Source organism: Rhodococcus sp. G6(2025) (assembly GCF_058628105.1).
Genome location: NZ_CP179750.1, coordinates 7,618,021 through 7,644,039, shown reverse-complemented (window position 1 = coordinate 7,644,039; position 26,019 = coordinate 7,618,021). Strand labels below are relative to the sequence as shown.

Sequence of the window (26,019 nt, the reverse complement as noted above, 5' to 3'; positions counted from 1 at the left end):
AGACCATGAATCTCCAACACGCAGACGTCCGACGCATCCTTGAACTACTCGACACCGCAGAGCATCTCGATTCGCTGGACCTCCGGATCGGCGACGTCGTCCTGCAGGCGCGCAAACCGGGCGCCGCGCCGACGAGCGCGCTGCCGGTCGAAGCCCTCGCGCCGACGACCGCCCCCGCCACCCCGGCCCCCGCCCCGGCCGTGACGCCGCCGCCCGCGCCGGCCGCCTCGGTCACCGTGAGCAGCCCGGCACTCGCCGAAGTCCCGGATCGGATGATCGCCATCCGGGCACCCATGCCGGGCACGTTCTACCGCACGCCGGCACCGACTCAGCCGCCGTTCGTGGAAGAGGGTCAGCAGATCGAGGCATCCGCGACACTCTGCCTGATCGAGGTGATGAAAATGTTCAACTCGGTCCCGACGCCGACAGCGGGCCGGGTTCATTCGATCCTCGTCGAGCACGGTCAGGCCGTCGAGCACGAGCAGATCCTGATGATCGTCGATCCCACCGACGCGGAGGCCGCAGCATGACCGACGACATCCCAGTCGTTCGGCACGACATCCGGAGAGTGTTCGTCGCCAATCGCGGCGAGATCGCGGTCCGCATCATCCGGGCGTGCCGTCACCTCGGCGTCGAGACCGTGGTCGGGGTTTCCGACGCGGACGTCGACAGCCTGGCCGCGCGGATGGCCGACGAGGTCGTAGTCCTCGGTCCGCCGCAGCCGACCCACAGCTACCTCCGCGCGGACCTGCTGATCCGGGCGGCGAAGCGGACCTGTTGCGACGCGGTCCATCCCGGCTACGGATTCCTGTCCGAACGAGCGTCGTTCGCCCGTGCCTGCCGCGACGCCGGCCTGATCTTCATCGGCCCGACACCCGAGTCGATCGACAGCATGGGCGACAAGATCACGGCGGTGGGCCTGGCATCGGAGGCCGGGGTTCCCTGCGTGCCCGGCTCGGGGGCAGTGTCCGATCCGGACGAGGCTCTGGCGATTGCCACGGAGATCGGGTTTCCGGTGCTGATCAAGGCGACCGCGGGCGGCGGGGGCCGCGGCATGCGGGTCGTGGGGTCGGCGGCGGAACTCCCGGAACTGTTCAGGTCCGCGTCGTCGGAAGCCCAATCGGCCTTCGGCGATCCCACCCTGTACGTCGAGAAGTTCATCGAACGCGCACGGCACATCGAGATCCAGGTCATCGGTGATCAGTTCGGCAACGTCGTCCACCTCGGTGAGCGAGAGTGTTCGACGCAGCGGCGGCATCAGAAGCTGATCGAGGAGGCGCCCTCGCCTGTACTCGGGGAGAGCGAACGGGAAGCGATGGGCGAGAGCGCGGTCCGCCTCGCCCGGAACGTGGACTACGTCGGTGCGGGCACCGTCGAGTTCGTGGTCGACGACCGCGACAACAGCTACTACTTCCTGGAAATGAACACCCGCATCCAGGTCGAGCATCCCGTCACCGAAATGATCAGCGGGCGCGATCTGGTGGCCGAACAGATTCGTATCGCGTCCGGGCTACCGTTGTCCTTCACACAGGACGAGGTGATCCTGGACGGTCATGCGATCGAGTGCCGCATCAACGCCGAAGACCCCGATCGCGGCTTCTTCCCCAGTCCGGGGTTGGTCGAGGAGTGGGGACCACCGAGCGGGCCGGGCGTTCGGGTCGACACCCACTGCTACTCGGGATACACGGTCTCGCCGTACTACGACTCACTTCTCGCGAAGATCATCGTGCACGCCCCCACCCGAGCCGAGGCGATTCAGAAGATGAGCACCGCCCTGTCCGAGTTGACGGTCACCGGTCCGACGACCACCGCCACGTTCCACCACTCGGTGCTCGCTCACCCCGACTTCGCCGCGGGAGCGGTCACCACCAGATGGGTCGAGGACACCTTCCTTCGCCAGTCCCTCACCGAGGCGGGAGCATCGGCATGAGCAACCATCAGATCACCTTCACCGACACCAGCCTGACCGACGGTCAGGCCGCGGTATGGGCGGGTGCATTGGACAATCGGATGGTCCTCGCACCCGCCGCCGCGCTGTCGTCCAGCGGCCTCGCTGCGGTCGAGGTGCTGAGCCCGGCGGTGCTGGACGAATGCCTGGCCCGCGACGAACACCCGCTGCAGCGGGTGGAACTCGCCCATCGGCACTACGGCCCCGTTCCGTTGCGGGCCACCGTCAACCTGCTGACCGGGCATGGGCGGCCGGGTGCCGACGTCCTCGGACCCACGGCGGTCGACGGCTGGCTGACGGCACTGGCAGCTGCGGGCCTGCGGCAGGTGGTCCTGCTGGATCCGTTGCTGGACCTGGTCCGCCTCAAGGCCGCTCTGGAATCTGCCACCACGGCGGGGCTGACCGCCATTGCCGCGCTTCCTTATACAGCCGATGACGGCGTGTCCGACGAAACCTATGCGGAGCGCGCCGCATCTCTCATCGCTGCCGGCGCCGACCGGGTGATGCTGCGAGACGAGAGCGGAGTCCTGACACCGGACCGGGCGCGCACCCTTGTCCCGGCACTGGTGTCGGCGCTCGGTGACACTCCCCTCGACCTGCACACCCGGTGCCACACCGCACTCGGAACCGTCGTCGCCCTCGAGGCCGGCCGGCTCGGCGTCCGCGGCATCGACACCGCACTGCCGTCGGTCGCCAACGGCGCCTCCCTTCCGTCGCTGCCGTCGTTGATCCGCGTCCTGCGACGCGAAGACGTTCAGGGTCTGCCCGACCTCGACGCTCTGCTGTCCGCCGATGCGATCCTCGCCGGGATCGCCGATCAGGAAGGCTTTCCCGCGGCAACCCCGTGGCCGTTCGATCTGGCGACGTACGTCCATCAGCTGCCGGGTGAGGTGGCGGCCGACGTGCGGAGCGCCCTGCGTGAGCGTGGACGGTGGGCCGACCTGCACGAGTTTGCCGCCGAATGCGCGGCCGTGCGCCGTGAGATGGGCTCGCCGCCGATGGTGCCCCCCTTCGCCCGGGCGATCGCCGAGCAGGCGATGTGCCACTTCGGTGGGGAGCAGAGGTACGAGACCCTCCGGCCGGTTCTGCGCAGGTTGCTGCAGGGCGTGTACGGCACGGTGAACGGTGACCAACGCGTCGACCTCCAGGAACGTGTCGGCTCGTTGCTGACGTCCGAATCTGACTCCCCGACAATCGAAGCAGATCTCGCTGCCGATGAGGACGTTCTGCTCGCGTGGATAGCGGGAGTCACGGTCGCGACCGTCCCGCGGAGAGTGGACGTGCAGCCCTACGAAGCATTGACACCCTACGAAAGCCTCACCCGTGGATTGCTCGGGCGGGCCGGTCGCTACGCCACGCTGACCGTGTCCGCGCCCGGTCTCCGCATCCATCTGCAACAGGAAGGGTGAATCACCGTGCTCACCAACCTTCGTCACCTCGTCGAGGCCGAATTCGCCCGGACGGGTCGGCGCCGGACGATCGCCCTCACCGACGGCACGCTCCGGGACGCGCACCAGTGCCTGTGGGCGACCCGGATGCGCACCGAACACATGCTGCCCATCGCGAGCAGGATCGCCGACGCGGGATTCGGTGCCGTCGAGGCCATCGCCATGGTCGGCTTCGACGCGGGAGTTCTGTTCCTGAATCAGGACCCGTTCGAACGGGTGCGGCTGCTCGCTGACCGGATCTCGACGGCTCCGCTACGTGCGGCGGTCCGCAGCAACCTGCTGCACGGCTTCTACCCGCAGCCGGACGACATCAACGAGCTGTTCGTCGAGCGGATGTTCGTCAACGGGATCCGTGACTTCGCGGTCCTCGACTCCCTGCATTCGTGGGACAACGTGGCACCCGGGATCCGCATCGCGAAGCGGCTCGGCGCGAAGGTCACGATTGCTCTCGTGTTCAACCTCGCACCGGGTTACGACGACGATTTCTACGTGCGGCAGGCACGGGAGGTCATCGACCGGTTCGGCGTGGACACGATTTCTCTTGCCGACGCGGGTGGCAGCCTGACCGTCGAACGCACCCGGACGCTGGTACCGGCGCTGCGAGCGGCGATCGGCGAGACCCGGTTGGAGCTGAACACGCACTGTTTGACCGGGATGGGTCCGCAGGTCGCGCTCGAAGCGGCCGTGTACGGAGCGGATCAAATCCTGACCGCCGTCGATCCGCTGGCCAACGGCAACTCGTTGCCGTCGGCTCAGACGATGGCCCGGGATCTGCGTGCACTGGGGTTCGATGTCGACGTCGACGACCGATCACTCGACGAGGTCGGCGACTACCTGGGCAAGCTCGCCGCGCAACTGGACTACCCCGTCGGAGTCCCCGCGGAGTACGACCCCGCCAATTACCAGACGCAGTACGCCGGTGGCGCCATGACGAACCTCGAGGCTCAGCTGAAGGCCGCAGGAATTTCCGACAGACTGCCGGCGGTGATCGAGGAGATCGGCCGGGTCCGTGAGGAATTGGGTTCCCCGGTCATGGCTACGCCGTTCCCCGCCATCGTCGCCGCCCAGGCCGTCATGAATGTCCTGAACCCCGAGCGCTACGCCGTGGTTCCGGACGAGGTGAAGAAGTACGTGTGCGGATACTTCGGTGCGTTGCCGCTGCCCGTCGACGACAACGTCAAGGATCTCGTGATGAACAACGGGTCGTGCGACATCTCCGAGACACCGCCACAACTCGACCCGATCCTGCCGGAACTGCGCAGACGGTACGGCCACCTGTCGCCGGACGAGATGATCCTGCGGTACATGTACGGCGACCAGAAGATCGACGCACTCGTCCCGGTCGAGGACACCTTCTCCGTCCAGCAGTCGATCGTGGAGCTGGTGGCCGGACTCGGTCGGATGCGGAGCAAGCACACCGTGCGCCTGGTGGCTCCCGGCCTCGAACTGCGGGCCAATGGCTGACACCCCGGTACGGCCGGAACCCCGGCCCACCGCCGAGACCGAGGCGTACTGGGATGCGGCCCGGGAGGAACGCCTGGTGGTCCAACGGTGCGAGCAGTGCGGGCGTCATCAGTTCTACCCCCGCGCCTTCTGCACGGTCTGCCTCTCCGAGAACCTCGAATGGGTGGACTCGGCGGGAGCGGGAACCATCTACACCTTCACGATCTGCCGGGTTCCCGCCAATCCGTCGATGGCCGACAAGGTTCCCTATGCCGTGGCCGTCATCGAACTCGACGAGGGTGTGCGCTTGCTGACCAACATCGTGGACTGCCCGATCGATCGCATCCGCGTCGGTGCCCGCGTCGAAGTGCGCTTCGAACGGATCAGCGCCGAGACGATCCTTCCCCAATTCACTCTGACAGAGGTGGACGACCGATGATCACCGACTACTTCGACACGGGTGCTGCCCGGTACCCGGACCGAACGTTTCTGCAGTCCGACACACTGCGGCTCAGCTACCGGGACGTCGTCGTCGCGTCGCACGCGATCGCGCACGGACTGACCCGGGAAGGGCTGGCGAGCAGCAGGATCGGAATTCTGTCCCCCAACCATCCCGACGGCTTCGTCGCGATGCTCGGGATCCTGCGCGCGGGCGCCACCTATGTGCCACTCAACGCCCGCGACCAGATCGAGGACCTGATCTGGTTCATGCGATTCACGGAGATGTCGGCGCTGGTGTACCACGAGCAGTACCTCCCCCACATCGACCGGATCCGGTCCGAAGTACCCACGCTCACCTCCTGCATCGCGTTCGGCGAGCACTCTGCGGCAGGGCTCAGCACCGAGGCCTGGAAGCGGGAGCACAGCGGACAGACCTGCAACACTCGACGAGGCCTCGACGACATTGCGCTGATCAAGTCCTCCGGCGGCACCACCGGCCGCCCGAAGGCCATCATGCAGAGCCACCGCTGTCTGCTCGCCGCCTACCGGATCGCCAACCAGTTCACCGCACCCGCGAAGGATCCGGTGCATCTGGTGGTTGCGCCGCTGACCCACGCTGCGGGAGCAACGGCAATGGGGCTCTCGGCCTTCGGTACCCGCAATGTGATCGCGCCGTCGACCGATCCCGCCACCGTGCTCGAACTGATCGAACGCGAGCACGTCACGCACCTGTTCCTACCGCCGACGATGATCTACCGGATCCTGGCGCATCCCGACGCCCACACACGTGACTGTTCCTCCCTCGAGTACGTCATCTACGGCGCCGCACCCATGTCCGTCGACAAACTCGAAGAAGGACTGAGGCTGTGGGGTCAGGTCTTCGTCCAGTTCTACGGTCAGTCCGAGGCACCGGGCGTGATCACGTGCCTGTCTCGGCAGGATCACTACCTCCGCGACGATCCCGCGGGTGTGAAGCACCTCGCGTCGGCAGGCCGGCCGACCGGGGCCTGTGAGGTGGCGCTGATGGATGAGGGCGGCAACGTCGTCCCGGCCGGTGAGCGCGGGGAGATCGTCGTCCGAGGTGAGCTGGTCTGTCCCGGGTACCTCGACAATCCCGAGGCCAACGCCGAAGCCCACCGCTTCGGCTGGCACCACACCGGAGACATCGGGGTCTTCGACGAGAGCGGATACCTCTATGTCGTCGACCGGACGAAAGACGTGGTGATCTCGGGTGGTTTCAACATCTACCCCAGCGAGATCGAACAGCTGATCTGGTCGCATCCCGCCGTTCAGGATTGTGCGGTGGTCGGCGTGCCCGACGAGGACTGGGGTGAGCGGCTCACCGCGGTGATCGAACTGAAGTCGGAGTCCGAGGCGACCGCCGAGAACATAATCGAGATGTGCCGCAACCGGTTCGGCAGCATGAAGACCCCCAAGCAGGTCGAGTTCTGGGAGTCGCTGCCGCGCAGCGCGGTCGGCAAGGTCCTCAAGAAGGACGTCCGCGCCAAGATCATCGCCGCACACCTGCGGGCGGACTGAGAGATGGCGGACAACAGAGCACTGGCGGGGCGGTACGCCATCGTCGGGGTCGGTGAGGCCGGTCTGGGCAAGGCACCGGCCGGTGCCACGGCGCTGTCGCTGCAATGCCGGGCCGCCCGCTCGGCGATGCTCGAGACCGGACTCGGCCCGGCCGACATCGACGGGGTCTTCGCGCACTGGGACGACCGCGCGAACGCACTGCTCGTGGCGGAGTACCTGGACATTCACCCCCGGTACGTCGACAACACGGTGGTCGGCGGCCAGTCCAACATCACCCATCTGGTCCACGCGATGGCGGCGATCGACGCAGGATTGTGCGAGGTCGCCCTCGTCGCCTACGGCAGCACACAGCATTTGGACAAGAGTCGCGCGCGGGGCGGCGTCGTCCAGGACCCGCGCTCACCGATGGGCCAGTTCGCGACGCCGTACGGCATGCTCAATCCGGTCGGGTACTACGCGATGCTGGCCCAGCTGTACGCGAGCCGGTTCGGCTGTGTGCCAGAGCATCTCGGGGAGGTGGCCCTCGCGGCTCGCAGGTGGGCGCAGCTCAATCCGAACGCGGCGCGGCGGGAACCCCTGACCATGGAGGACTATCTCGCGTCACCGGTCATCGCCGACCCACTCCGCAAGCTCGACATCTGTCAGATCAACGACGGTGCCGGTGCCATGATTCTGACGAGCGCGGGACGTGCCGCCGATCTGGCGCAGAAGCCGGTGTCGATTCGGGGTTTCGGTGATACCTACCGACATCACATGACCCCGCTCGGTACGGAGGACTGGCTCGACAACGGAGCGCTACGTGAGATCGCCGACGACGCACTGGCGATGGCGCGGCTCGACCGGCAGGACATCGACGTCGTCCAGATCTACGACGCCTTCACCATCAACGTGCTCGTCGCGCTCGAAGGGCTCGGGTTCTGTGAACCAGGCGGTGCCGGCGCATTCGTCGGAGGCGGGCGAATAGCTCCCGGCGGGACATTTCCGCTGAACACCTCCGGTGGAGGGCTCTCATTCAATCATTCCGGTCAGTTCGGAATGCAGTTGATGATCGAGGCCGTCCGTCAGCTACGCGGCGAATGCGCCGCACGCCAGGTTCCGGATGCGCGTACCTGTCTGGTCCAGGCCGGAGGGATGGTCATGTCCGCGTACATGGTGATGATCCTCGGCACCGACTGACCCATCACTGAATCTGCGCCCGGTTCCGCATCTTTCGACTTCGTCGACCCCGAATACCCCCAAGGAGGTTCGTCATGGACAAAACCACTGCGGTACCAGATGTCATGGTGACTGCCAACCTGCTGTCGCGTCTCGACCGTCTGCCGATGACCAGGACAGCTCTGCTGACAACCATACTCGTGACGGTCATCTGGGTCGCCGAAGGATTCGAAACGGGGGTCATCGGCCCGATCTTGCTGCTCGTGAAGGAGCCCTGGGGTCTGACGGCTCAGGGAACCGCTCAGCTCGGGATCGCGTCCACCGGCGGCATCATCGTGGGGGCAGCCCTCGCCGGTCGCATCATCGACCGGTACGGCCGTAAAAGTGTCCTGCTCTGCGGTGTTTCGTTGTTCTCGCTGTTCTCTGCCCTGTGTGCAGTGTCGGCGGACGTCGGGTGGATCATGGCGATGCGGGTTCTCGGTGGACTCGCACTGGGTGCGGTCTTTCCCATTCCGTACCTCATGCTCTCCGAACTACTCGGTACCCGGTCCCGCGCCCGAATGATCGCGGCGGCGTCCGCGGTGCTCGCGCTGAGCTATCTGGTCCCGCAGGCGGCGGCCCTCGTCATGGTCGGTCATCTGCCGGTCGATCTGGCCTGGCGCATCCTGTTCCTCCTCGGTGGCCTGCCGATCCTCGCGGTGCCGCTGATCTACCGGAATCTGCCCGAAAGCCCTCGGTGGCTGCTGCTGAAGGGCCGCACAGACGAAGCGCGCGCACTGGTCGAGCAGTTGGAACGCGAGGCCGGGTACCACCACGAGAATGACCTCGTACACCCCGAGATCGCCACCGTCGTGCGCGCCGAGTACGAGTCCGGCGCCGAACGGGGAAGCGGGACAGCCGATCTGTTTCGCAGGCCGTTGCTCGGCAGATTCATGCTGTGCCTGCTGATCTGCGCCGGCGCAAGCGCGGGCGCCTATGTGCTCTTGGTCTACGCCTCGGTCATGTACGCGGATATGGGGATGACAACCCAGGGAGCGTTGGTCACCACCATCGGAATCATCATTGCCGGCGCGGTGGGGGCGATCGCGGTGGGACAGTTCGCCGACAGGCTCGGCCGCAAGAAGACCTTTCTCCTCTACAGCGTCGGCGCCATCTTCGGATTCAGTGCGCTCGCACTGTCTCAGAACGTTGCACTCGCTGTCACGTGCGGGTTTGTCAGCGCGTTCTTCTGCACGGGTCTGGTTCCTTTCACCAAGCTGTTCACGTCCGAACAATTCCCCACCCATGCGAGGGGTACCGCCGCCGGATTCGTGGAATCCGCGAGCAGGTGCTTCGGTGGAGTCCTCGTCGTCGCATCGATCCCCTTCATCCAGAACAAGCTGGGAACGAGTGCACCGTTCTGGCTCATCTGCGCGATCTTCCTCGTGTGCCTCGGGCCCGTCATGCTCGGTGCTCGGGAAACCCGAGGCATGAGCATCGACCGAGCAGGAGCGGTCTGAAGTGTCATCCTTGCAGGAGTTCCGGTCGGCCGACTCGGACATTCCGCACCGTTGACGGTGACAGAATGGCGACTACGGGTGATCCGAGTCGACGGGAGACGTCGTGGACGGAATGTTCGGAGCTCATCGGCCACGTAGGCGAGCGGCCTGGATTGCGATGGCCGCGATGCTCCTGACCGTGGCGGCGTGCGGGCAATCGAGTAGCGACTCCGCCGTCGACGATGCCCCGCTGGGAAAACCCACGGTCACGGCCACAGCAAGTGTCGGAAAGGGGCCACTCCTCGATGTGACGGTGGACCCGTCCACCGGTACCGCCTATGTCACCAGCAGCGGTGACGACTTGTTGTCGCTGATCGACGCCGACGGCGGCATCAGTGCCATCGAGGCGGGCCGGGCACCGAGCGGGGTGGCGGTGGATCCGTCCACCCACACCGCGTACGTGACGAGCCTGGCCGAGGGAGCGGTGTCGGTGGTCGACATCGCATCCCGGGCCGTCACGGCCACCATCCCCGTCGGTGCCCTACCCCAGGGCATCGAGGTGGATCCGTCGACCCACACCCTCTACGTCGCCAACGTCGAAGACGGTTCGGTGTCCGTCATCGACACCGAAACCCGCACCGTCTCCGCCACCGTCGAGGTCGGGGACCGACCCGGGGGAATGGGCGTCGATCCGTCCACCCACGCGCTGTACGTCGCGACGACGGGGCCGGGCGGGACGGTGTCGGTGATCGATGCCGAAACCCTCACCGTCACAGACACGATCGCCGCCGGCCGCAGTCCTCACGACGTCGCAGTCGATCCCTCGACCCGGACGGCGTTCGTGCCGAATGCAGACGACGGTACGGTGTCGGTGATCGACCTCGAAACCCTCACCGTCACAGACACACTGCGAGTCGGGAAGCAACCCTACGGGGCGACCGTCGACCCATCGGCGGACACCGCCTACGTCACCAACATGGATGACGGGTCGGTGTCCGTGATCGACACCGAGACCCGCACCGTCACCGACACCGTCCCGGTCGGGAGCGGTCCGCAGGGTGTGGCCGTCGACCCGACCAGCCACACCGCCTACGTCGTCAACGTCGCCGACGATACGGTGTCGGTGATCGAGCGGTAGCGGTGCCAGCTCCCCTACGCGGTCAGGTTCGGTCATCCCGAACGAGCTGGAGCCACGACTGCGACGCTACCGAATCGTCGGCGCGCGCGGGGCGGGGTGTGCCACTGTTGGGAGAGACCGAAAGCCGCGGCCCACCTGGAGACGGTATGACACGAAAAGCGATCGGCGTCGTCGTCGCGATAGTGGTGTTCGGTGGATTGGCCGGATGCGGCGGCGACACGACCGAGACGGCGTCGGTGTCGGTGTCGGCGACGGCATCGGTCAACGCCACCGAGGAGCAGGACGCGGTTCTCGCTCAGGAAGCGAGGTGGCTGACGGCCATCACTGCCGGCGACCGCGACACGATCGAATCGATCCTGAGTCCCGACTTCAAGCACATCACCAGCGAGGGCACACTGCTTGGTCGTGACGAGGAGATCGCGAGCATCGTTCCGGTGACGTTCACGATGAATGCTACCGAGCAGACCGTCGACATCGTCGGCGACACCGCCGTGATCCACGGCGTCAACACCCTCACCGAGTCGGGCAATGTGCTGGCCCGGGAACGCTTCACCGACGTGTTCGTCAAGCAGAACGGCACGTGGATGGCCCTGTCGGCGCAGGAGACCGCGATCTGACCGTCAGCCAGGTGTCAGGGAACGAAAAAGGTCCCGAAGCCCGGTGTTCCGATCGCCTGCGGGTCGACGAATGCGAGGACCTGACCGGAGCCCGGACGAATGGTGACGGGTTGCGCATCCAGCGTCGGGAACGCTGCGGATCCGGACGCACCCGTGCCGAGACTCACCCAGTGGACGACCGCGAAGTGCGGGTTTCCGTCCCCCGGAGTGCGGCGCACGTGCAACACTGCGGCGCCTGGTTGTTCGCCGACGGTCGCGGCGAGTCGGGGCGTGGGCAAGTCGACGAGCGGGATGACGGGGTCGACCTGGAACGGAACCGTGCTCGGTGCGGCTGTCGCGGTCCCCGACGCCAGGAAGCCGGAGATCGCGAGGGTCGCAAGGACGGTGGCGCCGACACGTCCGACAGCGTTGAGTGCGGTCATACGGATCGACCCTAGTCACTCGACCGCGACTCGGTGCCGGTTCGCGTCTCAGGCGGTGGCGGGGACGAGTTCGGCGATCAGGGCTTCGACTCGCGCCTTGATCTCGTCGCGGATCGGACGAACCGCGTCGACGCCCTTGCCTGCCGGATCGTCGAGCGCCCAGTCCCGGTAGCTGACCCCGGGGAAGACGGGGCAGGCGTCGCCGCAGCCCATTGTGATCACCACGTCGGAGGTTTCGACCGTGTCGGGGGTGAGGATCTTCGGGGATTGGTCGGAGATGTCGATCCCGATCTCGGCCATGGCCTCGACCGCTGCCGGGTTGACGGTCTCGGCCGGCGCGGACCCGGCTGAGCGGACCTCGATTCGATCACCGGCGAGGTGGGCCAGGAATCCGGCGGCCATCTGGGAGCGGCCGGCGTTGTGGACGCAGACGAACAACACACTGGGCCTGGTCATGACGGCGAACCTTCCGTAGCGGACGCGCGAAACCGGGAACGGAGTGCGAGCGACACATAAACCAGCCCGACGAGGACAGGGACCTCGATCAGCGGTCCGACGACACCGGCCAGGGCCTGCCCCGACGCCGCGCCGTAGGTGGCGATGGCGACGGCGATGGCGAGTTCGAAGTTGTTGCCCGCGGCGGTGAACGCGAGAGTGGTGGTGCGCTCGTAGCCCAGGCCCATGACGGCGCCGAGCGCGTAGCCGCCGCCCCACATGATCGCGAAGTACGCCAGCAGCGGGACCGCGATCCGGACGACGTCCCACGGCTGGGACGTGATCCGGTCGCCCTGCAGGGCGAAGAGGATCACGATCGTGAACAGCAACCCGTACAGCGCCCAGGGCCCGATCTTCGGGATGAACTTGGTTTCGTACCAGGTGCGGCCCTTGGCCTTTTCGCCGAAGCGGCGGGTGAGGTAGCCGGCAACCAACGGGATGCCCAGGAAGATGAGCACCGACTTCGCGATCTGCCACGGGGAGGTGTCGATGGTGGTCTGCTCGAGGCCGAGCCAGCCGGGCAGCACGGACAGGTAGAACCAGCCGAGCGCGGCGAACATGATCACCTGGAAGACCGAGTTGATCGCGACCAGCACGGCGGCTGCCTCGCGGTCACCGCACGCGAGGTCGTTCCAGATGATGACCATGGCGATGCAGCGGGCCAAGCCGACGATGATCAGCCCGGTGCGGTACTCCGGCAGATCCGGCAGGAGCAACCAGGCGAGGGCGAACATCAGCGCCGGACCGAGCACCCAGTTCAGTACCAACGATCCGATGAGCAGTCTGCGGTCGCCGGTGACGGTGTCGAGTCGGTCGTAGCGGACCTTGGCGAGCACCGGGTACATCATGATCAGCAGGCCGAGGGCGATCGGCAACGAGATGCCGTCGATCTCCACCGCGGACAGGGCATCACCCAGGCCGGGAATCATCCGGCCGAGGAGCAGTCCGGCGACCATGGCGACGCCGATCCACACCGGCAGGAACCGGTCCAGGGTGGAGAGTTTGCCGACGACGGCCGGGTGTTCGGTGGTCGAGACCTCGCTCATGCCGGAACCTCCGTGGAGGTGCAGGTCTCGGACGGGACGACCGGTCCGCTCTCGGTCAGCAGCACAGCGGACAGCTGCTGCAGCGCCGACGGGATCACCCAGTAGTACACCCAGGTGCCGCGACGCTCGCAGTCCAGCAGGCCGGCGGCGCGCAGCACCTTCAGGTGATGCGAGATCGTCGGCTGCGACAAGTCGAACGACTCGGAGATGTCGCACACGCAGGCTTCGCCGCCGGCGTGGCTGGCGATCAGGCTCAGCAGGCGCAGGCGCACCGGATCGCCGAGGGCCTTGAACATCCGGGCCAGATCCCCGGCCCAGTCCTCGGTCAATGGTTCACGCGCGAGCGGCGAGCAACACGCGCCACCGTCCGACAACTCCTGATTCGACATGCGTCGATATTGACAGATGTCGAATCAGGGCGCAACGTAGCGGACGGCCCAGGTGCGGATCAGGCCGTACTACTCGGCACGTCCGGACGGGAAGTGCACCGACCCGTCATTCCCGATGCAACCACCCTGGACGGGGCCGCTGCCGAAGAAGACGCCGTTGAGTTGCCCACTTTGTCCGGGAGCGTTCGATCCGACCCCGGCACCGCCGACGCCGATCGCCCCGCACTGGTAACTGTTGTTGTCGGCGGGGGTGTTGGGGTCGGCGTGGACGTGGAGCTGCGAGCCGGGTGTGCTCGGGTCCCCATGAAATGCCGGTGCCGCCGCCGCGACGCCCGAACCGAGCGCAAAACAGGCGGCGATCGCGGCCGAGGTAATCGCCGTGCGCAACGCGAACGTGTTCATCTGATGTCACCTTTGATTCGATTGTCGCCCGGCGCCTCACCGGCCGATGATTCTCGGGTTACACATGATTTCGGTGTAGCCATTTTCCCGATGAAACAATTATGGTCCGAGCGGTTGGCGGAAATCACCCCTTCCAGCGCTTATCGGTGTTTTACACGCGATGCCCGCACCCACTCGCCACGGTCGACGCAGCCCTGGCGTGACCGCGAGCGGCGTCGTCGCACCGAAACTGCTTGACCCCGAGGGGTTCACGTGCGAGTTCCGGACAACCGCTAGCGTTGGAGTGCCCGACACTCGCACGTCCGAAGGGGAGACTGCCACGCATGGCCGCTGACGAGATTTCGGAAGGCAACGACGCGCACCCCACCGCGACGCCACGGTTGCGCCGGCGGCTGGGAGTATTCGACTCGGTGATGATCGGCCTCGGGTCGATGATCGGGGCGGGGATCTTCGCCGCGCTGGGGCCTGCCGCGGCCGCCGCCGGAGGCGCCCTGCTCGTCGGGTTGGCGGTGGCCGCGGTGATCGCGTACTGCAATGCTCACTCCTCGGCCCGGCTCGCCGCGCTGTACCCGCAATCCGGTGGCACCTATGTCTACGGCCGTGAACGCCTGGGACCGTTCTTCGGGTATCTCGCGGGCTGGGGATTCGTGGTCGGCAAGACAGCCTCGTGTGCCGCGATGGCCCTGACCGTCGGCGCCTACGCCTGGCCCGGCCGCGAGCACCTCGTCGCGGTGATCGCCGTCGTCGCCATCACGGCGGTGAACTACCTGGGTGTGCAGAAGTCGGCCCTGGTCACCCGGGTCATCGTGTTCACGGTGCTCGCGATCCTCGCTGTCGTCGTCGTCGTGTGCCTGACCGGTTCCGATACCGGCTTCGACGGCCTCGCGATCACCTCCGGGCACGGCGTGGCCGGAGTTCTGCAAGCCGCCGGCCTCCTGTTCTTCGCGTTCGCCGGGTACGCCCGGATCGCCACGCTCGGCGAGGAGGTGAAGGACCCGGCCCGGACCATCTCCCGGGCGATACCCATCGCTCTGACGATCACGCTCGTCGTGTACCTGTGCGTCGCGATCGCCGTCCTGACGGCGCTCGGCGCCGACGCACTCGCGGCCGCGACGGACCCGCTCGCGCAGGCCGTTGCCGCTGCGGGGTTCGGGGGCCTCGAGCCGGTGGTCCGGGTGGCTGCGGTGATCGCCGCGCTCGGCTCGCTGCTCGCCCTGATCCTCGGGGTGTCACGGACCACGTTCGCGATGTCGCGGGACGGCCACCTGCCACGTCTACTCGACGCCGTCCACCCCCGGTTCGCGGTGCCCTACCGAGCCGAGCTGGCGGTCGGTGTGGTGGTGGCGCTCCTCTCCGCGACAGCGGATCTGCGCGGCGTCATCGGGTTCTCCTCGTTCGCGGTGCTGGTCTACTACCTGATCGCCAACGCATCGGCCTGGACCCTGTCCTCGAAACCGTGGTCGCGGCTGGTTGCCGGCGTCGGCGCCCTCGGGTGCCTCGTTCTCGCCGCATTCCTCCCCTTCGCCTCGGTGATCTCGGGTGTGATCGTCCTCGGGCTCGGCGCTGTGATCTACGGGATCCGCACTTCCCTCCGTACCTGACGGTCGGGGTGTGTGCGCTACCCCGCAGAGCATTTCGATTCTCAGGTCGCGGTGGCCAATTGTCGTCTCGCGTGGGAGTCTTCAACGACCATCCTTGCGCCGGGAGAAGGTGAGAATGTTAATCCTGGTTCGGCACTCCCATGCAGGCGAGAAGAAGCTGTGGCACGGCCCCGACGCCGAGCGGCCGCTGAGCCCACTCGGGCACGAGCAGGCCCACGGTTTCGTCGCGGCGCTGGGCGGAATCGAGATCGCGAGTCTGTTCTCGAGTCCCACCACCCGCTGTCGCCAGACCCTGTTTCCACTCGCCGAGGCGCGCGGTCTGCCTGTCCACGATCACCCGCTGCTGGCACCGGACGCGTCCCCCGACGAACTGTTCGCCGTACTCCACGGGCCCGACGCCGACCGGGCAATCTTCTGCACGCACGGGGAGATCCTCAACGCGCTGGCGGAGTTCGCGCGGTCGCGAGGGGTACCGGACGTCCCGCCCTCGGGCGCGACCGCGAAAGGCGGCGCGTGGTTCGTCGACTGCGGTGCAGGTCCGTCCCCGACGCTGCGTTACCTCGCGCCGATTCCGGCGGGCTGATCTCGACCTCTAGGTCGACGCGAGCCGGGCGGCGTCCTCCCGGGCCTGCCGTGCCTTCTGCAGTTCCAGGCCGTACAGCAGGCCGAACGTGAAACCGTTCTCGCCGGGCGTCGCGCCGGCGCGGGCACCGAGAGTCCGGAGCGTCTCCGCGGCGACGACGCTGTCCTGGTGCTCGCCGAGAATCTTCTGCATCTTCTTGAACCGTGCCGCTTTCTTCTTCGCCGTCTTCTTTCCCAGAATCGGTGCGGCGAGTTCGGCGGCGTACCGGGCTCGTTTGGCGGCCTTCCGCGCGCGGTGCAGGGCCGCATCGTCGTCGCCGGCAGTCGCGGTGGTGACGCGTGTGAGCGCCTTGCGTTCGGCCTTCCGCACGCACTTGTCGATCACGCGGGGATCGTCGCCGGCCTCGGCGGTCAGCGGTGGACTGGTGCGCCACCGCGCCAGCGTGGCCAGCAGCGCACGGTAGCGGTCACCGTCGAGGGCTTCCATTACTTCCTTCGTACGACGGAGTTGCTCGGCGAGCAGATCGTTCTCGATGCGTGCGGCGACCGGGCCCATCACCAGTTCGGAAGGCAGGGCCGCGAGGGCGTCCGCGAAGCGTGCGCGTTGCACCTGCCGATCCCGCACCTCCCCGAGCAACCCGGCGTACCAGGACAGTTCCGCGTCGAGTTCTGCCCGCGCGATCGGTTCGAACAGGCGCTTGAACACCCGTAGCGTGCTGCGGAAACGTCGGATTCCCACGCGGGTGGGGTGGACCGGGTCCAGCCCTCGACGCAACCACACGTCGCCGGCGACGATCGCCTGAACCTGAGCGTCCAGGTAGTCGACGAGCACCGCTTCCACGGTCGTTCGGGTCGTGTCCCTGCCGTCGACCGCGAGGTGCGCGACGGTGAGCACACGGCTGAGCTTCGACGGATACGGGGACGGCTGCGCACCGCGGCGGGTGAGGCGCTTACCGATCTTCCTGAGCAGTTTCTCGTTCCCGGCGTCGCCGAGTTCGACCTCCACCTCGCGCCACTCACTCAGGACAGCGCGTTCACCGGCGACGGCACCGCGCACCCGGTCGTCGGCCACTTCCGCCAGCAGGCGGTCGTCGCGGTCGAGGAGTCGCTGTGTGCGTCTCACGGTTTTCAGCGTCGCCACCGGATGCACAGGTTTACCCAGCGCGACACCCGCAATCATGGTCGCCAAATCGTCAGGAAGCGCGTCACTCTCACCCGAAGGCATCCGAATCTCGGTGCGGGCCTTGTCTGCGGGAACCTTCAACTGCCACCCCACATCGGCGTCCCCGGTCCGGCGGCGGAACGTGATCTTCTGACGGAGCAGATCGCGGTCATCCGTGTCGTAGTAGACGCTGTTCAGATTCACCGTGCCCTGCTCGATCCGTCCACCGGCAGGCAACACGTCCTCGAGATCCGGAAGGACGAACTCGAGCCCCACCTCGTACTTGTCTTCCCGCTCGCGCTGCATCGACACCATGGATCCAGTCTGCACCCCGAATATGTCCGGAGCACCCGCAACGGCGGAGAAGTGGAGACGTACGGGTGGACAGTGCGGCGGTTCGGATTTAGTCAACAGTACGGTTACCCCCTGGTGATCCATGCCATAGCGTTCCCATTCGTCAGCCGGCGAGTGCGACGCCAACGAGGTCCCGCACTCCCGGGACGCCCACCGAAAGGATCATCATGACGACCACCGAGAACATCGTCGAAACCCGCCCCGCCCCCTTCACCTGGGCACAGTCCGCCCAGTACAGCCAGGGCGCCAAGGCAGGCGACTTGGTGTTCACGTCCGGTCAGGCCGGTTACGACGACGCCGGCAACCTCGTCGACGGTGGCTTCGAGGCCCAGGCACGCCAGGTGTTCCGCAACATCGAGAAGATCCTGCATCAGCACGGCGCCTCGATGTCGTCGGTGGTCAAGCTGACCGCCTACCTGGGCAACCGCGACGACTTCGACGCATTCAAGAAGGTCCGCGCCGAATTCTTCACCAGCCCCTGGCCCGCGGTGACCGCGGTGCAGAACTCGTTCCTCGTCGAGGGCATGCTGTTCGAGGCGGACGCCGTCGCCGTGTCCGGCGCCCAGCGAGTCCTCGCCGACACCGACGCCAGCTAGCCCCTGGCTGGACTCCGACCCTTTCCATCACCAGTACAGAACTGGGATTCCATGTCTGACACACTCTTTCCCACCCTGTTGTCCCCGCTGCAGGTCGGTGACGTCACCCTGAAGAACCGGATCTTCTCCTCCGGGCACGACACTGTGATGGTCCACGACGGCGCGGTCACCGACCAGCTCGTCGAATACCACCGCGCCCGGGCAGCCGGCGGTGCCGGGCTGATCATCATGCAGGTCGCCGGTATCCACGAAACCGCGCGGTACACCTACCACGTGCTCATGGCCACCGACGACAGCTGCATCGCGGGATATCGGCGCGTCGCCGAGGCCGCCCACGAGCACGGGTGCGCCTTGTTCGGCCAGGTGTTCCATCCGGGCCGGGAGATCATGGAATCCCAGGACGGTGCGCTTCCGGTCGCGTACGCCCCGTCGGCCGTTCCGAACGAACGATTCCGGGTCATGCCCCGGCCGATGTCCCAGGCGATGATCGCCGAGGTCGTGGCTGGATATGCGGCCGGGGCGCGCCGCCTCCAGCGGGCCGGCCTCGACGGTGTCGAGATCGTCGCCAGCCACGGCTACCTGCCCGCCCAGTTCCTCAACCCCGAACTGAACCTGCGCACCGACCAATACGGTGGCGACCTCGACAATCGGATGCGGTTCCTGCGCGAGATCATCTCGGCCGTCCGAGAGGCGGTCGGACCGGGGTTCGCGGTTGGCGTCCGCGTATCCGGCATCGAACACTCCTCCGTGGAGGACGAGCCCACCGACATCGTGGAGGTGTGCCGCAGGCTCGACGCGGACGGGTCGCTGGACTACCTGAACATCACCGAGGGCACATCCGCCAGCCGGTCCGGATCGTTGCATATCGTTCCGCCGATGAGCGAGGAAGCCGCCTACACTGCACCCGCCGCAGCGAAGATCAAGGCGGCTGTGTCGATTCCGGTGCTCGTCGCCGGGCGGATCAACCAACCGCAGGAAGCCGAGATCGTCATCGCCAAGGGACAGGCGGACGCCTGCGCGATGACCCGCGCCCTGATCTGCGACCCGGACATGCCTGCCAAAGCGCAGGCCCAGCGTCCGGACGACATCCGGGCCTGCATCGGCTGCAACCAGGCGTGCATCGGCCACTTCCAGGCCGGCTACCCGATCTCGTGCATCCAGCGCCCCGAGACCGGACGCGAACGCGAGTTCGGCACCCTGGTGATCACCCCGAAGCCGAAGGACGTCATGGTCGTCGGCGGCGGGCCCGCCGGGATGAAGGCGGCCGCGGTCGCCGCCCAGCGCGGTCACCGGGTCACCCTGTACGAGGCAAGCGGGCGAGTCGGTGGGCAGGTGTTGCTGGCCGAGCGGCTTCCCGGCCGGTCCGAGTTCGGTGGCGCCGCAACCAATCTGCAGTCCGAACTCGACCGCTACGGGGTCATCGTGAAAACCCGCGTCGAGGTGGATGCGACGATGATCACCGCGGAACGTCCCGACCACGTCATCATCGCGACCGGCGCCACCCCCTATCGGCCGCCGCTCGAGCTGGACGGGGACATGCCGGTGCTCGAGGCGTGGGATGTGATCGGCACGGGCGGCGGCAACACCCCCAAGGGTGAGATCGTCGTGGCGGACTGGCGAGGCGACTGGACCGGCCTCGGAGTCGCAGAAATGCTCGCCCGGGAAGGGCGCAAGGTGACCCTGTGCGTCAACGGCTACGCGGCCGGTGAACAGCTGCAGCAGTACACCCGTATCGCGATGCTGCGGGCGGCTACCGAGGCGAAGGTTCGGGTGATCCCGCATGCCCGCCTGTTCGGGGCCGACGACGACACCGTCTACCTGGTCAACACGCTGACCGGCGAACCGATCATTCTCGACGGCGTCGACGGACTCGTCCTCGCCCTCGGCCACCAGCAGAACGACGCCCTGCTCGCCGAGGTCGAATCCACCGGCATCCCGTTCACCGGAGTCGGCGACTGCCTCGCCCCGCGCACCGTCGAAGAGGCGGTCCTCGACGGCTTGCGGGCTGCCGCTGCCCTCTACGAGCCCTGTTCAGTCGGTGAGTGAAAACGCGTGGGCGCGTGCACGAAGCGCCAACCACAGCATCGCGATGTCCGATGAAGCCTTCAGGTTTCGTCCTGTCACCGACTCGATCTTCCGGAGCCGGAAAGCAAGGGATTGCCGGTGGATTCCGAGCTGGTCCGCTGTCGCGGTCCAGCTTCGGTCGTGAGTGAGGAAGGTTTCGAGAGTCTCGACGAGGTTCGACTCGTGTCCCCGGTCATACAGCAGGAGATCTCCGAGGATTGCGTCGGTAGCTTGCCGGGCGTCGGTCAGGGTGCGCGGCACGAACAGTGGCACATCGGTGGAGTATCGAGCGGCGGGTACGCCGGTCGATCGGGCGGTGTCCAAGGCCCAGCTCGCCTGGCGGGCGCTGTCCGAGATCTGTCCGATCGCGGTAGCCGACGGCGACGCTCCCATCGCCCGGGTTTTGCCGCTGAGCAGGTCGATGGTCTCGGAGCACCTTACGGTGGGGAGCAGCATGTAGGCGTGCTCGTCGAGTATGGCGGTCACGTTCGGAACGCCTCGGTCTCCCGCTATCGTCCTGGCAGCGGGAAGGAAGTCGGTATCGAAGCTCAACACCGTCCACTCGGGCGCGGACAGGTCGAATTCTTCGAGGAGTGGTGTGACAGCTTCGGGTGCGTCGGAGCCGGCGAGGATTCGCTGCAGCAGGGCTTCACCGACTTCGTCGGCGTACTCCCGCTCCCTGGTGACCTTTTCGACTTCGACGCCGATCAGGGTCCGCACGTGCAGCAATGCAAAGGCATCGACATCCGTCGCCGGGCTTCCCTCCATGACCAGCATGCATTTGCGGTGAGTGGGGAGTGCATGGGCGGTCATCACGTAATCCGCGCCTTCTACGAGCGTGAGGTGGGCAGGGAGTCGATCGAGTGTGCCCGCGACACTCGACGTCAGTGACCGGATGGCGTTCTCGGACAATGCATTGTCCGTGGCGAGAACCTCGGTGCCATGCTCTACGTCGACGACGTGCAGGGTGAATCGCAGTTCTCGCGAGAGTCTGACCAGAAGACTCGTGTCCGCCAGCACAGTCGAGCGTGCGTGCTCGTAGAGTCGGCTCAGTCGTGCGACCGTGCTGACTTGAACACTCTGACTCGCAACCGCCACGGTCCGTCCTATTGCCGCGAACGGGGTCGTGTGGCTGCACCGAAGGATGGGGAAGTTCAGTCTGTCGGCCCTATCCAGCATCGCGGCCGTCAGCGGTGGTGCGGTCTCATCGTCTCCGATGATGACGCCTGCCAGTCCCTTTTCGTGAAGGCGTTCGATGAACGTGCACTGTTCTCGTTCGTCCGACGGCACACACAAACCGGCGGTCATCAGCAGCTCGTCCGCCCCCAGCCAGTCCCAGGGGTCGAGTTCCGAGGTGTGCGCCCACGCGATCCGACGGTCGAGCCCCCCGACACCGGCGACGGCCGCGCACCCGAGCTGGTCCATCGCGATGAGGTCACCGACAGTCAATCTCGACATCGTCTTATCCTCGTCTCTCAGTCCTGGCCGCTGCTGATCCGGCGGGTGATCAGTGCCATCCAGAAATCGGCGATGTCGGCGGAACTCTTCATGCTGCGGCCCGTCAGACTCTCGATCTTGCGTAGTCGGTATCCGAGCGTCTGACGGTGGATGACAAGCCGTTTCGCTGTGGCCGACCAGTTCCGGTCCATGGACAGGAATGCATCCAAAGTCTCGACGAGATCACTGTGATGAGCCGCGTCGTAGTCGATAATCTTCCCCAGTACGGCCCGCGTCGCGAAATGCGCCTCGGTCAGTGTGCGGGGAAGGAACAGGGGTGCCGCGGTCGAATACTCGGCAAGGCCGCCACCGGCTGCCCGCGCGGCCTGGAGAGCCCACCGCGCCTGACGAACGCTGTCCGGAACTCGCCCAGTCGTCGCGTTCCGTGCCGACATGCCCATCGCATCGATGTGGCGGTCGAGTAGATCCGCCGCCGCGTCGGCGTCGGCGCTCGAGACCATCAGATAGCCCTCTCCCCCCGCGGAGCACGACAGATACGGAAATCCGCGGTCTCCGATGAGAGTGCGAACGACGTGGAGGTGAGTAGTGTCGAATCCGATTACGCACCAGTTGGTTTCGGTCAAATGCAGTTGGCCGAGCCGAGGAGCAGCCGCCTCCGCGCTGATCGATCCGGCGATCATCTGCTCGAGCAGCTGCGCCCGCGCGACGTCGGAGCGTTCGCGTTCTCGGGTCACCCGCTCTACTTCCACGCCGACCAGGCTCTGCGCATGTAGCAACACGAAGGCATCGACTTCGATGTCGGTGTGCCCCGCGGCGACGAGCATGCACTTGCGGTGGGTCGCGAGGGCGAATGCCGTCGCCGTGGTTTCGGCACCGGCTTCGATCGCCACTCTCGGCGGAAGACGGTCGAGCCGTCCGTCGACGCGGGTGCGCAGTTGATCGACGAGTTCATCTTCCAGTGGATGTGCATCGCGAAGCACTTCGCTGCCGAGCTCGACATCGACGACATGGAGCCGGTGTCCAAGCTCCACCGACAGTCGATCGAGTAGCGAGGTCTCGTCCTCCGGCGACGCGTGCGTGGCGTCGTAGAGCCGACTCAAGCGCGCAATTCGACTGACCTGGACGCTCTGGGCTGCGACGGCGACGGTGCGGCCGATCGCTGCAAACGGTGTTGCATGACCGACCGCGACGACGGGGAAGTGAAGCTCGTCGGCTTCGGACAGCATGCCCTGGGTGAGCGGGGGCGCCAGCAGGTCGTCGCCGATCGCGATGCCGGCCAAGCCTGCCTCGCTGAGACGTCGAATGAACCGCGTCTGTTCGTCCGCCGCTGCCGGCAGGCTCATTCCGGTGGTCATCAACAAGTCGTCTGCACTGAGCCAGTTCCACGGATCGGGCAACTCGCACACATGCGCCCACACCACGGGCCGGTCTACACCGGCCTCACCGGCGACCACGCTGCACGCAAGTTGCCTCATGGCTACCAAGTCGCCGACTGTCAGATTTGACACGAATCACTCCCGGTATTTCACGCCGGTACAAACATCGCCGGCAGAATTATACGCCCGTATGACTCCTCGGCCGCGTGTCTCGGGGTGACGGTCGCTGCCCATTCGTCAGGGGATGAGCACGACGGAACCGGTCGTCTTCCGGTCCTCCAGGTCCCGGTGCGCGTCGGCGGCGCGTTCGAGCGGGTACCGCGCGCCGACACGGACGTTCAGCGAACCGTCCGCGATGGCCCCGAACACTTCTCCTGCCCGCCACGTCAGTTCCTGCCGGGTGCGGACGTAGTGCGCGAGGGTCGGACGAGTGAGGAACAGCGAACCCGCGGGATTGAGCCGCTGCGGGTCGAACGGCGGCACCAGGCCGCTCGCCGCGCCGAAGAGTGCGAGGGTGCCACGGATCCGAACGGAGGCGAGGCTCGCGTCGAAGGTGGCTGCGCCTACACCGTCGTAGGCGGCGGCGACTCCCTCGCCGTCGGTGAGTTCGCGTACCCGAGCGGCGATGTCGTCGTCGTAGCGGAGTACCTCGGCCGCGCCGGCCTCCCGCGACAACTTCTCCTTCGCGTCCGACGAGACGGTGGTGAACACTCGCGCACCGAGTTTCGTAGCGAGTTGGGTCAGCAGCAGTCCCACTCCACCGGCGCCGGCGTGGACCAGCACGGTGTCGCCGGACTGCACCGGGTACGTCGAGTACGCCAGGTAGTGGGCGGTGAGGCCCTGCGCCAGTGCGGACGCCGCCTGCGGCGCGGGAACGCCCTCCGGCACCGCGATCGCGATTTCGTTGGGCACCACCACCTTCTCGGCGTAGTTGTCCGTCGCGCCGCACCAGGCGACGCGGTCGCCGGGGACGAAGTCGCGGACGTCGGCGCCGACGGCCTCGACGACGCCGGACCCCTCGTCGCCGGGAACGTACGGCAGCGGGTGCGGGTACACGCCGGTCCGGAAGTAGGTGTCGATGAAGTTGACGCCGATCGCGTCGGTTCGGACGAGAAGATCGGTTGGCCCGGGCTCGGGATCGGGAATCTCGGTGAGTTCGAGGACTTCGGGGTGGCCGAGGCGGGCGACCTGAATTGCGCGCATGGGCAATGTCTACATGCTGAACCGAAATTTGAACACACCGACCATTGGGTGATCTTCTCTCGGTAGCTTCCTCGCCGCGCTGCAGAGACCGCTTCGGCCTGCGCCGCGAACAGCGCACGCCTCCGCCGCACTTGCCGGGCGGTGTAATGCCGTGGCACCGATCCCGGCGGTGCACGAAATGAGGTATTGACGCCCGCACATTTCACCTCTTACAGTGGTGTTCAACACATGAACTACGTGTTCAAAAAGTGAACGGAGATAGACAATGGCGTCTCAGCGCATGCGACTTTTCGCTTTCGACTACCAGGGCCCGGCGCACCTGTCGGCCGGCCTCTGGCGGCATCCGAAGGATCAGGGCGCGAACTACAAGAACCTCGCCTACTGGACCGAGTACGCCAAGCTGCTCGAAGAGGCGCGATTCGACGGCATCTTCTTCGCTGACAACGTCGGCTACCACGACATTTATGAGGGCAGCGCCGACGCGGCCCTCGCCGACGCCGCGCAGATCCCCGCGCAGGATCCGTTCATGGCCGTCTCCGCAATGGCGGCGGTGACGAAGAACCTCGGGTTCGGGTTGACCGGGTCCACCTCGTACGAGCACCCGTACGCGCTGGCCCGCAAGTTCAGCACCCTCGACCACCTCACCGACGGCCGCGTCGGCTGGAACCTGGTGACCTCTTACTCCGACAGCGCCGCCCGCAATCTCGGTACCGGACAGCAGGTTCCGCACGACGAGCGGTACGACATGGCCGCCGAGTACCTCGAGGTCTGCTACAAGCTGTGGGAGGGGTCCTGGCAGGACGACGCGGTCGTCCGGGACGCCGAGCGCGGCATGTACATCGATCCGAGCCGGGTGCACAACATCGAGCACACGGGCAAGTACTTCTCCGTTCCCGGCTTCGCGTTGTGCGAGCCGTCCCCGCAGCGCACCCCGGTGATCTTCCAGGCCGGCGGCTCCTCCAAGGGCCGCGCCCTCGCCGCAGCCAGCGCCGAGGCGGTGTTCGTCAACGCCGTGTCCATCCCGGCGCTGAAGAAGCAGGTCGACAGCCTGCGTAGCCTCGCAGCCGAGGCCGGCCGTGACCCGGAGAACGTCAAGGTCCTGCAGATGCTCAACGTCGTCTGTGCACCGACCGACGAACAGGCCCACGCCAAGTACGAGAGCTACCGCAAGCTGGTCAGCTACGCCGGGGCGATGGCCCGCTACAGCGGCTGGACGGGATTGGACATGTCCCAGTTCGACCCCGACGTGCCGCTCAAGCACGTCAAGACCAACGCCGGCCAGACCATGGTCGACCTGTTCTCGAAGATGGACCCCGACAAGGAGTGGACCCCGCGCGACATCGCCGAATTCATCGGCATCGGCGGCACCGGTCCCACCATCGTCGGCTCACCGACCACCGTCGCCGACGAGCTGACCCGGTGGATGGACGAAACCGGCATCGCCGGCTACAACTTCGGGCACGCGGTCAAGTACCAGGACATGGCGGACTTCATCGAACTCGTCGTCCCCGAACTGCAGCGCCGCGGCACCGTGTGGAGCGAGTACGAAGGCTCGACCCTGCGCGAGAAGCTGTACGGCAAGGGCGCCGTCCGGCTTCGCGACGATCACCCCGGTCTCCGCCTCGGCAACCGCACCGTCGCAGCCGTCTGACCCCACCGACC

The 26,019-nt window shown here is 66.6% G+C and carries 24 protein-coding genes; 15 read left to right on the top strand and 9 right to left on the bottom strand.

Annotated elements, in window-relative coordinates; translation table 11 throughout:
- Window positions 1-5 precede the first annotated feature (5 nt).
- The 10 genes from ACLIVD_RS35445 to ACLIVD_RS35400 all read left to right on the top strand — a co-directional run bounded on the left by ACLIVD_RS35445 (window position 6) and on the right by ACLIVD_RS35400 (window position 11,207).
- On the top strand, window positions 6-530 hold the full coding sequence (locus ACLIVD_RS35445) for an acetyl-CoA carboxylase biotin carboxyl carrier protein (RefSeq protein WP_280779419.1): 525 nt from the start codon (window positions 6-8) through the stop codon (window positions 528-530).
- Window positions 527-1,930 (top strand): acetyl-CoA carboxylase biotin carboxylase subunit, encoded by a 1,404-nt coding sequence (gene accC / locus ACLIVD_RS35440; protein ID WP_491931577.1) that lies wholly within the window; start codon window positions 527-529, stop codon window positions 1,928-1,930. The genes ACLIVD_RS35445 and accC overlap by 4 nt, the downstream gene beginning before the upstream one ends.
- The gene (locus ACLIVD_RS35435; protein ID WP_491931576.1) at window positions 1,927-3,357 is read left to right on the top strand and encodes a beta/alpha barrel domain-containing protein; all 1,431 of its coding nucleotides are present in this window, start codon (window positions 1,927-1,929) and stop codon (window positions 3,355-3,357) included. Before accC ends, ACLIVD_RS35435 begins: the two co-directional genes overlap by 4 nt.
- Before the next feature lie 6 nt (window positions 3,358-3,363).
- The gene (locus tag ACLIVD_RS35430; RefSeq protein ID WP_491931575.1) at window positions 3,364-4,860 is read left to right on the top strand and encodes a pyruvate carboxylase; all 1,497 of its coding nucleotides are present in this window, start codon (window positions 3,364-3,366) and stop codon (window positions 4,858-4,860) included.
- A complete protein-coding gene (locus tag ACLIVD_RS35425; RefSeq protein WP_283333226.1) occupies window positions 4,853-5,278 on the top strand; it encodes a Zn-ribbon domain-containing OB-fold protein in 426 nt (141 codons plus the stop codon). Before ACLIVD_RS35430 ends, ACLIVD_RS35425 begins: the two co-directional genes overlap by 8 nt.
- Complete coding sequence (locus ACLIVD_RS35420) at window positions 5,275-6,819, top strand: class I adenylate-forming enzyme family protein (protein ID WP_283333225.1); 1,545 nt, start codon at window positions 5,275-5,277, stop codon at window positions 6,817-6,819. Before ACLIVD_RS35425 ends, ACLIVD_RS35420 begins: the two co-directional genes overlap by 4 nt.
- A 3-nt stretch (window positions 6,820-6,822) precedes the next feature.
- Entirely contained in the window at window positions 6,823-7,995 is a 1,173-nt protein-coding gene (locus tag ACLIVD_RS35415; RefSeq protein ID WP_283350973.1) for a thiolase C-terminal domain-containing protein, read from the top strand.
- A 74-nt stretch (window positions 7,996-8,069) separates the two neighbouring features.
- A complete protein-coding gene (locus ACLIVD_RS35410) occupies window positions 8,070-9,473 on the top strand; it encodes an MFS transporter (protein WP_283333223.1) in 1,404 nt (467 codons plus the stop codon).
- Window positions 9,474-9,630: 157 nt separating this feature from the next.
- Window positions 9,631-10,590, top strand: a complete 960-nt coding sequence (locus ACLIVD_RS35405) for a beta-propeller fold lactonase family protein (protein ID WP_491931574.1) — start codon at window positions 9,631-9,633, stop codon at window positions 10,588-10,590.
- 146 nt (window positions 10,591-10,736) lie between these two features.
- The gene (locus ACLIVD_RS35400) at window positions 10,737-11,207 is read left to right on the top strand and encodes a nuclear transport factor 2 family protein (protein WP_491931573.1); all 471 of its coding nucleotides are present in this window, start codon (window positions 10,737-10,739) and stop codon (window positions 11,205-11,207) included.
- Window positions 11,208-11,221: 14 nt separating this feature from the next.
- On the opposite strand, the gene ACLIVD_RS35395 is transcribed toward ACLIVD_RS35400, so the two are convergent.
- From ACLIVD_RS35395 to ACLIVD_RS35375, 5 genes are all read right to left on the bottom strand, one after another.
- Window positions 11,222-11,629: a hypothetical protein gene (locus ACLIVD_RS35395; RefSeq protein ID WP_283333220.1), complete on the bottom strand. Its 408-nt coding sequence runs from the start codon at window positions 11,627-11,629 to the stop codon at window positions 11,222-11,224.
- A gap of 48 nt (window positions 11,630-11,677) precedes the next feature.
- Complete coding sequence (locus ACLIVD_RS35390) at window positions 11,678-12,085, bottom strand: arsenate reductase ArsC (RefSeq protein WP_283333219.1); 408 nt, start codon at window positions 12,083-12,085, stop codon at window positions 11,678-11,680.
- The gene (gene arsB, locus ACLIVD_RS35385) at window positions 12,082-13,170 is read right to left on the bottom strand and encodes an ACR3 family arsenite efflux transporter (RefSeq protein WP_283333218.1); all 1,089 of its coding nucleotides are present in this window, start codon (window positions 13,168-13,170) and stop codon (window positions 12,082-12,084) included. The genes ACLIVD_RS35390 and arsB overlap by 4 nt, the downstream gene beginning before the upstream one ends.
- Entirely contained in the window at window positions 13,167-13,559 is a 393-nt protein-coding gene (locus tag ACLIVD_RS35380) for an ArsR/SmtB family transcription factor (protein ID WP_280779432.1), read from the bottom strand. The genes arsB and ACLIVD_RS35380 overlap by 4 nt, the downstream gene beginning before the upstream one ends.
- Before the next feature lie 69 nt (window positions 13,560-13,628).
- Window positions 13,629-13,961 carry a hypothetical protein gene (locus tag ACLIVD_RS35375; protein WP_280779433.1) on the bottom strand — a complete coding sequence of 111 codons (333 nt, stop codon included), beginning with the start codon at window positions 13,959-13,961 and terminating at the stop codon, window positions 13,629-13,631.
- Between the two features lie 323 nt (window positions 13,962-14,284).
- Here ACLIVD_RS35375 and ACLIVD_RS35370 point away from each other — a divergent pair, with 323 nt between their 5' ends.
- Together ACLIVD_RS35370 and ACLIVD_RS35365 are read left to right on the top strand one after the other, a co-directional pair.
- Entirely contained in the window at window positions 14,285-15,562 is a 1,278-nt protein-coding gene (locus ACLIVD_RS35370; protein WP_283333217.1) for an APC family permease, read from the top strand.
- A gap of 115 nt (window positions 15,563-15,677) precedes the next feature.
- Window positions 15,678-16,145: a SixA phosphatase family protein gene (locus ACLIVD_RS35365; RefSeq protein ID WP_283333216.1), complete on the top strand. Its 468-nt coding sequence runs from the start codon at window positions 15,678-15,680 to the stop codon at window positions 16,143-16,145.
- A gap of 9 nt (window positions 16,146-16,154) precedes the next feature.
- On the opposite strand, the gene ACLIVD_RS35360 is transcribed toward ACLIVD_RS35365, so the two are convergent.
- Entirely contained in the window at window positions 16,155-17,621 is a 1,467-nt protein-coding gene (locus tag ACLIVD_RS35360; protein WP_283333215.1) for a CYTH and CHAD domain-containing protein, read from the bottom strand.
- 206 nt (window positions 17,622-17,827) lie between these two features.
- Here ACLIVD_RS35360 and ACLIVD_RS35355 point away from each other — a divergent pair, with 206 nt between their 5' ends.
- On the top strand, window positions 17,828-18,256 hold the full coding sequence (locus ACLIVD_RS35355; RefSeq protein ID WP_280779437.1) for a RidA family protein: 429 nt from the start codon (window positions 17,828-17,830) through the stop codon (window positions 18,254-18,256).
- 51 nt (window positions 18,257-18,307) lie between these two features.
- Window positions 18,308-20,302, top strand: coding sequence for an oxidoreductase (locus ACLIVD_RS35350; RefSeq protein ID WP_283333214.1), 1,995 nt, complete (start codon window positions 18,308-18,310; stop codon window positions 20,300-20,302).
- Here the strand turns inward: ACLIVD_RS35350 and ACLIVD_RS35345 are convergent.
- The 3 genes from ACLIVD_RS35345 to ACLIVD_RS35335 all read right to left on the bottom strand — a co-directional run bounded on the left by ACLIVD_RS35345 (window position 20,288) and on the right by ACLIVD_RS35335 (window position 24,357).
- A complete protein-coding gene (locus ACLIVD_RS35345; protein WP_283333213.1) occupies window positions 20,288-21,778 on the bottom strand; it encodes a PucR family transcriptional regulator in 1,491 nt (496 codons plus the stop codon). The two genes, ACLIVD_RS35350 and ACLIVD_RS35345, sit on opposite strands and share 15 nt — an antisense overlap.
- Before the next feature lie 17 nt (window positions 21,779-21,795).
- Window positions 21,796-23,286, bottom strand: coding sequence for a PucR family transcriptional regulator (locus tag ACLIVD_RS35340; protein ID WP_283333212.1), 1,491 nt, complete (start codon window positions 23,284-23,286; stop codon window positions 21,796-21,798).
- Between the two features lie 105 nt (window positions 23,287-23,391).
- Window positions 23,392-24,357 carry a quinone oxidoreductase family protein gene (locus tag ACLIVD_RS35335; protein WP_283333211.1) on the bottom strand — a complete coding sequence of 322 codons (966 nt, stop codon included), beginning with the start codon at window positions 24,355-24,357 and terminating at the stop codon, window positions 23,392-23,394.
- Between the two features lie 265 nt (window positions 24,358-24,622).
- Here ACLIVD_RS35335 and ACLIVD_RS35330 point away from each other — a divergent pair, with 265 nt between their 5' ends.
- The gene (locus tag ACLIVD_RS35330; protein WP_283333210.1) at window positions 24,623-26,008 is read left to right on the top strand and encodes an LLM class flavin-dependent oxidoreductase; all 1,386 of its coding nucleotides are present in this window, start codon (window positions 24,623-24,625) and stop codon (window positions 26,006-26,008) included.
- Window positions 26,009-26,019: the final 11 nt, after the last annotated feature.

Coding starts and splice junctions, on each gene's coding strand:
- ACLIVD_RS35445 (WP_280779419.1), top strand. CDS start 6: ATGAATCTCCAACACGCAGACGTCCGACGCATCCTTGAACTACTCGAC.
- accC (WP_491931577.1), top strand. CDS start 527: ATGACCGACGACATCCCAGTCGTTCGGCACGACATCCGGAGAGTGTTC.
- ACLIVD_RS35435 (WP_491931576.1), top strand. CDS start 1,927: ATGAGCAACCATCAGATCACCTTCACCGACACCAGCCTGACCGACGGT.
- ACLIVD_RS35425 (WP_283333226.1), top strand. CDS start 4,853: ATGGCTGACACCCCGGTACGGCCGGAACCCCGGCCCACCGCCGAGACC.
- ACLIVD_RS35420 (WP_283333225.1), top strand. CDS start 5,275: ATGATCACCGACTACTTCGACACGGGTGCTGCCCGGTACCCGGACCGA.
- ACLIVD_RS35415 (WP_283350973.1), top strand. CDS start 6,823: ATGGCGGACAACAGAGCACTGGCGGGGCGGTACGCCATCGTCGGGGTC.
- ACLIVD_RS35410 (WP_283333223.1), top strand. CDS start 8,070: ATGGACAAAACCACTGCGGTACCAGATGTCATGGTGACTGCCAACCTG.
- ACLIVD_RS35405 (WP_491931574.1), top strand. CDS start 9,631: ATGGCCGCGATGCTCCTGACCGTGGCGGCGTGCGGGCAATCGAGTAGC.
- ACLIVD_RS35400 (WP_491931573.1), top strand. CDS start 10,737: ATGACACGAAAAGCGATCGGCGTCGTCGTCGCGATAGTGGTGTTCGGT.
- ACLIVD_RS35395 (WP_283333220.1), bottom strand. CDS start 11,629: ATGACCGCACTCAACGCTGTCGGACGTGTCGGCGCCACCGTCCTTGCG.
- ACLIVD_RS35390 (WP_283333219.1), bottom strand. CDS start 12,085: ATGACCAGGCCCAGTGTGTTGTTCGTCTGCGTCCACAACGCCGGCCGC.
- arsB (WP_283333218.1), bottom strand. CDS start 13,170: ATGAGCGAGGTCTCGACCACCGAACACCCGGCCGTCGTCGGCAAACTC.
- ACLIVD_RS35380 (WP_280779432.1), bottom strand. CDS start 13,559: ATGTCGAATCAGGAGTTGTCGGACGGTGGCGCGTGTTGCTCGCCGCTC.
- ACLIVD_RS35375 (WP_280779433.1), bottom strand. CDS start 13,961: ATGAACACGTTCGCGTTGCGCACGGCGATTACCTCGGCCGCGATCGCC.
- ACLIVD_RS35370 (WP_283333217.1), top strand. CDS start 14,285: ATGGCCGCTGACGAGATTTCGGAAGGCAACGACGCGCACCCCACCGCG.
- ACLIVD_RS35365 (WP_283333216.1), top strand. CDS start 15,678: ATGTTAATCCTGGTTCGGCACTCCCATGCAGGCGAGAAGAAGCTGTGG.
- ACLIVD_RS35360 (WP_283333215.1), bottom strand. CDS start 17,621: ATGGTGTCGATGCAGCGCGAGCGGGAAGACAAGTACGAGGTGGGGCTC.
- ACLIVD_RS35355 (WP_280779437.1), top strand. CDS start 17,828: ATGACGACCACCGAGAACATCGTCGAAACCCGCCCCGCCCCCTTCACC.
- ACLIVD_RS35350 (WP_283333214.1), top strand. CDS start 18,308: ATGTCTGACACACTCTTTCCCACCCTGTTGTCCCCGCTGCAGGTCGGT.
- ACLIVD_RS35345 (WP_283333213.1), bottom strand. CDS start 21,778: ATGTCGAGATTGACTGTCGGTGACCTCATCGCGATGGACCAGCTCGGG.
- ACLIVD_RS35335 (WP_283333211.1), bottom strand. CDS start 24,357: ATGCGCGCAATTCAGGTCGCCCGCCTCGGCCACCCCGAAGTCCTCGAA.
- ACLIVD_RS35330 (WP_283333210.1), top strand. CDS start 24,623: ATGGCGTCTCAGCGCATGCGACTTTTCGCTTTCGACTACCAGGGCCCG.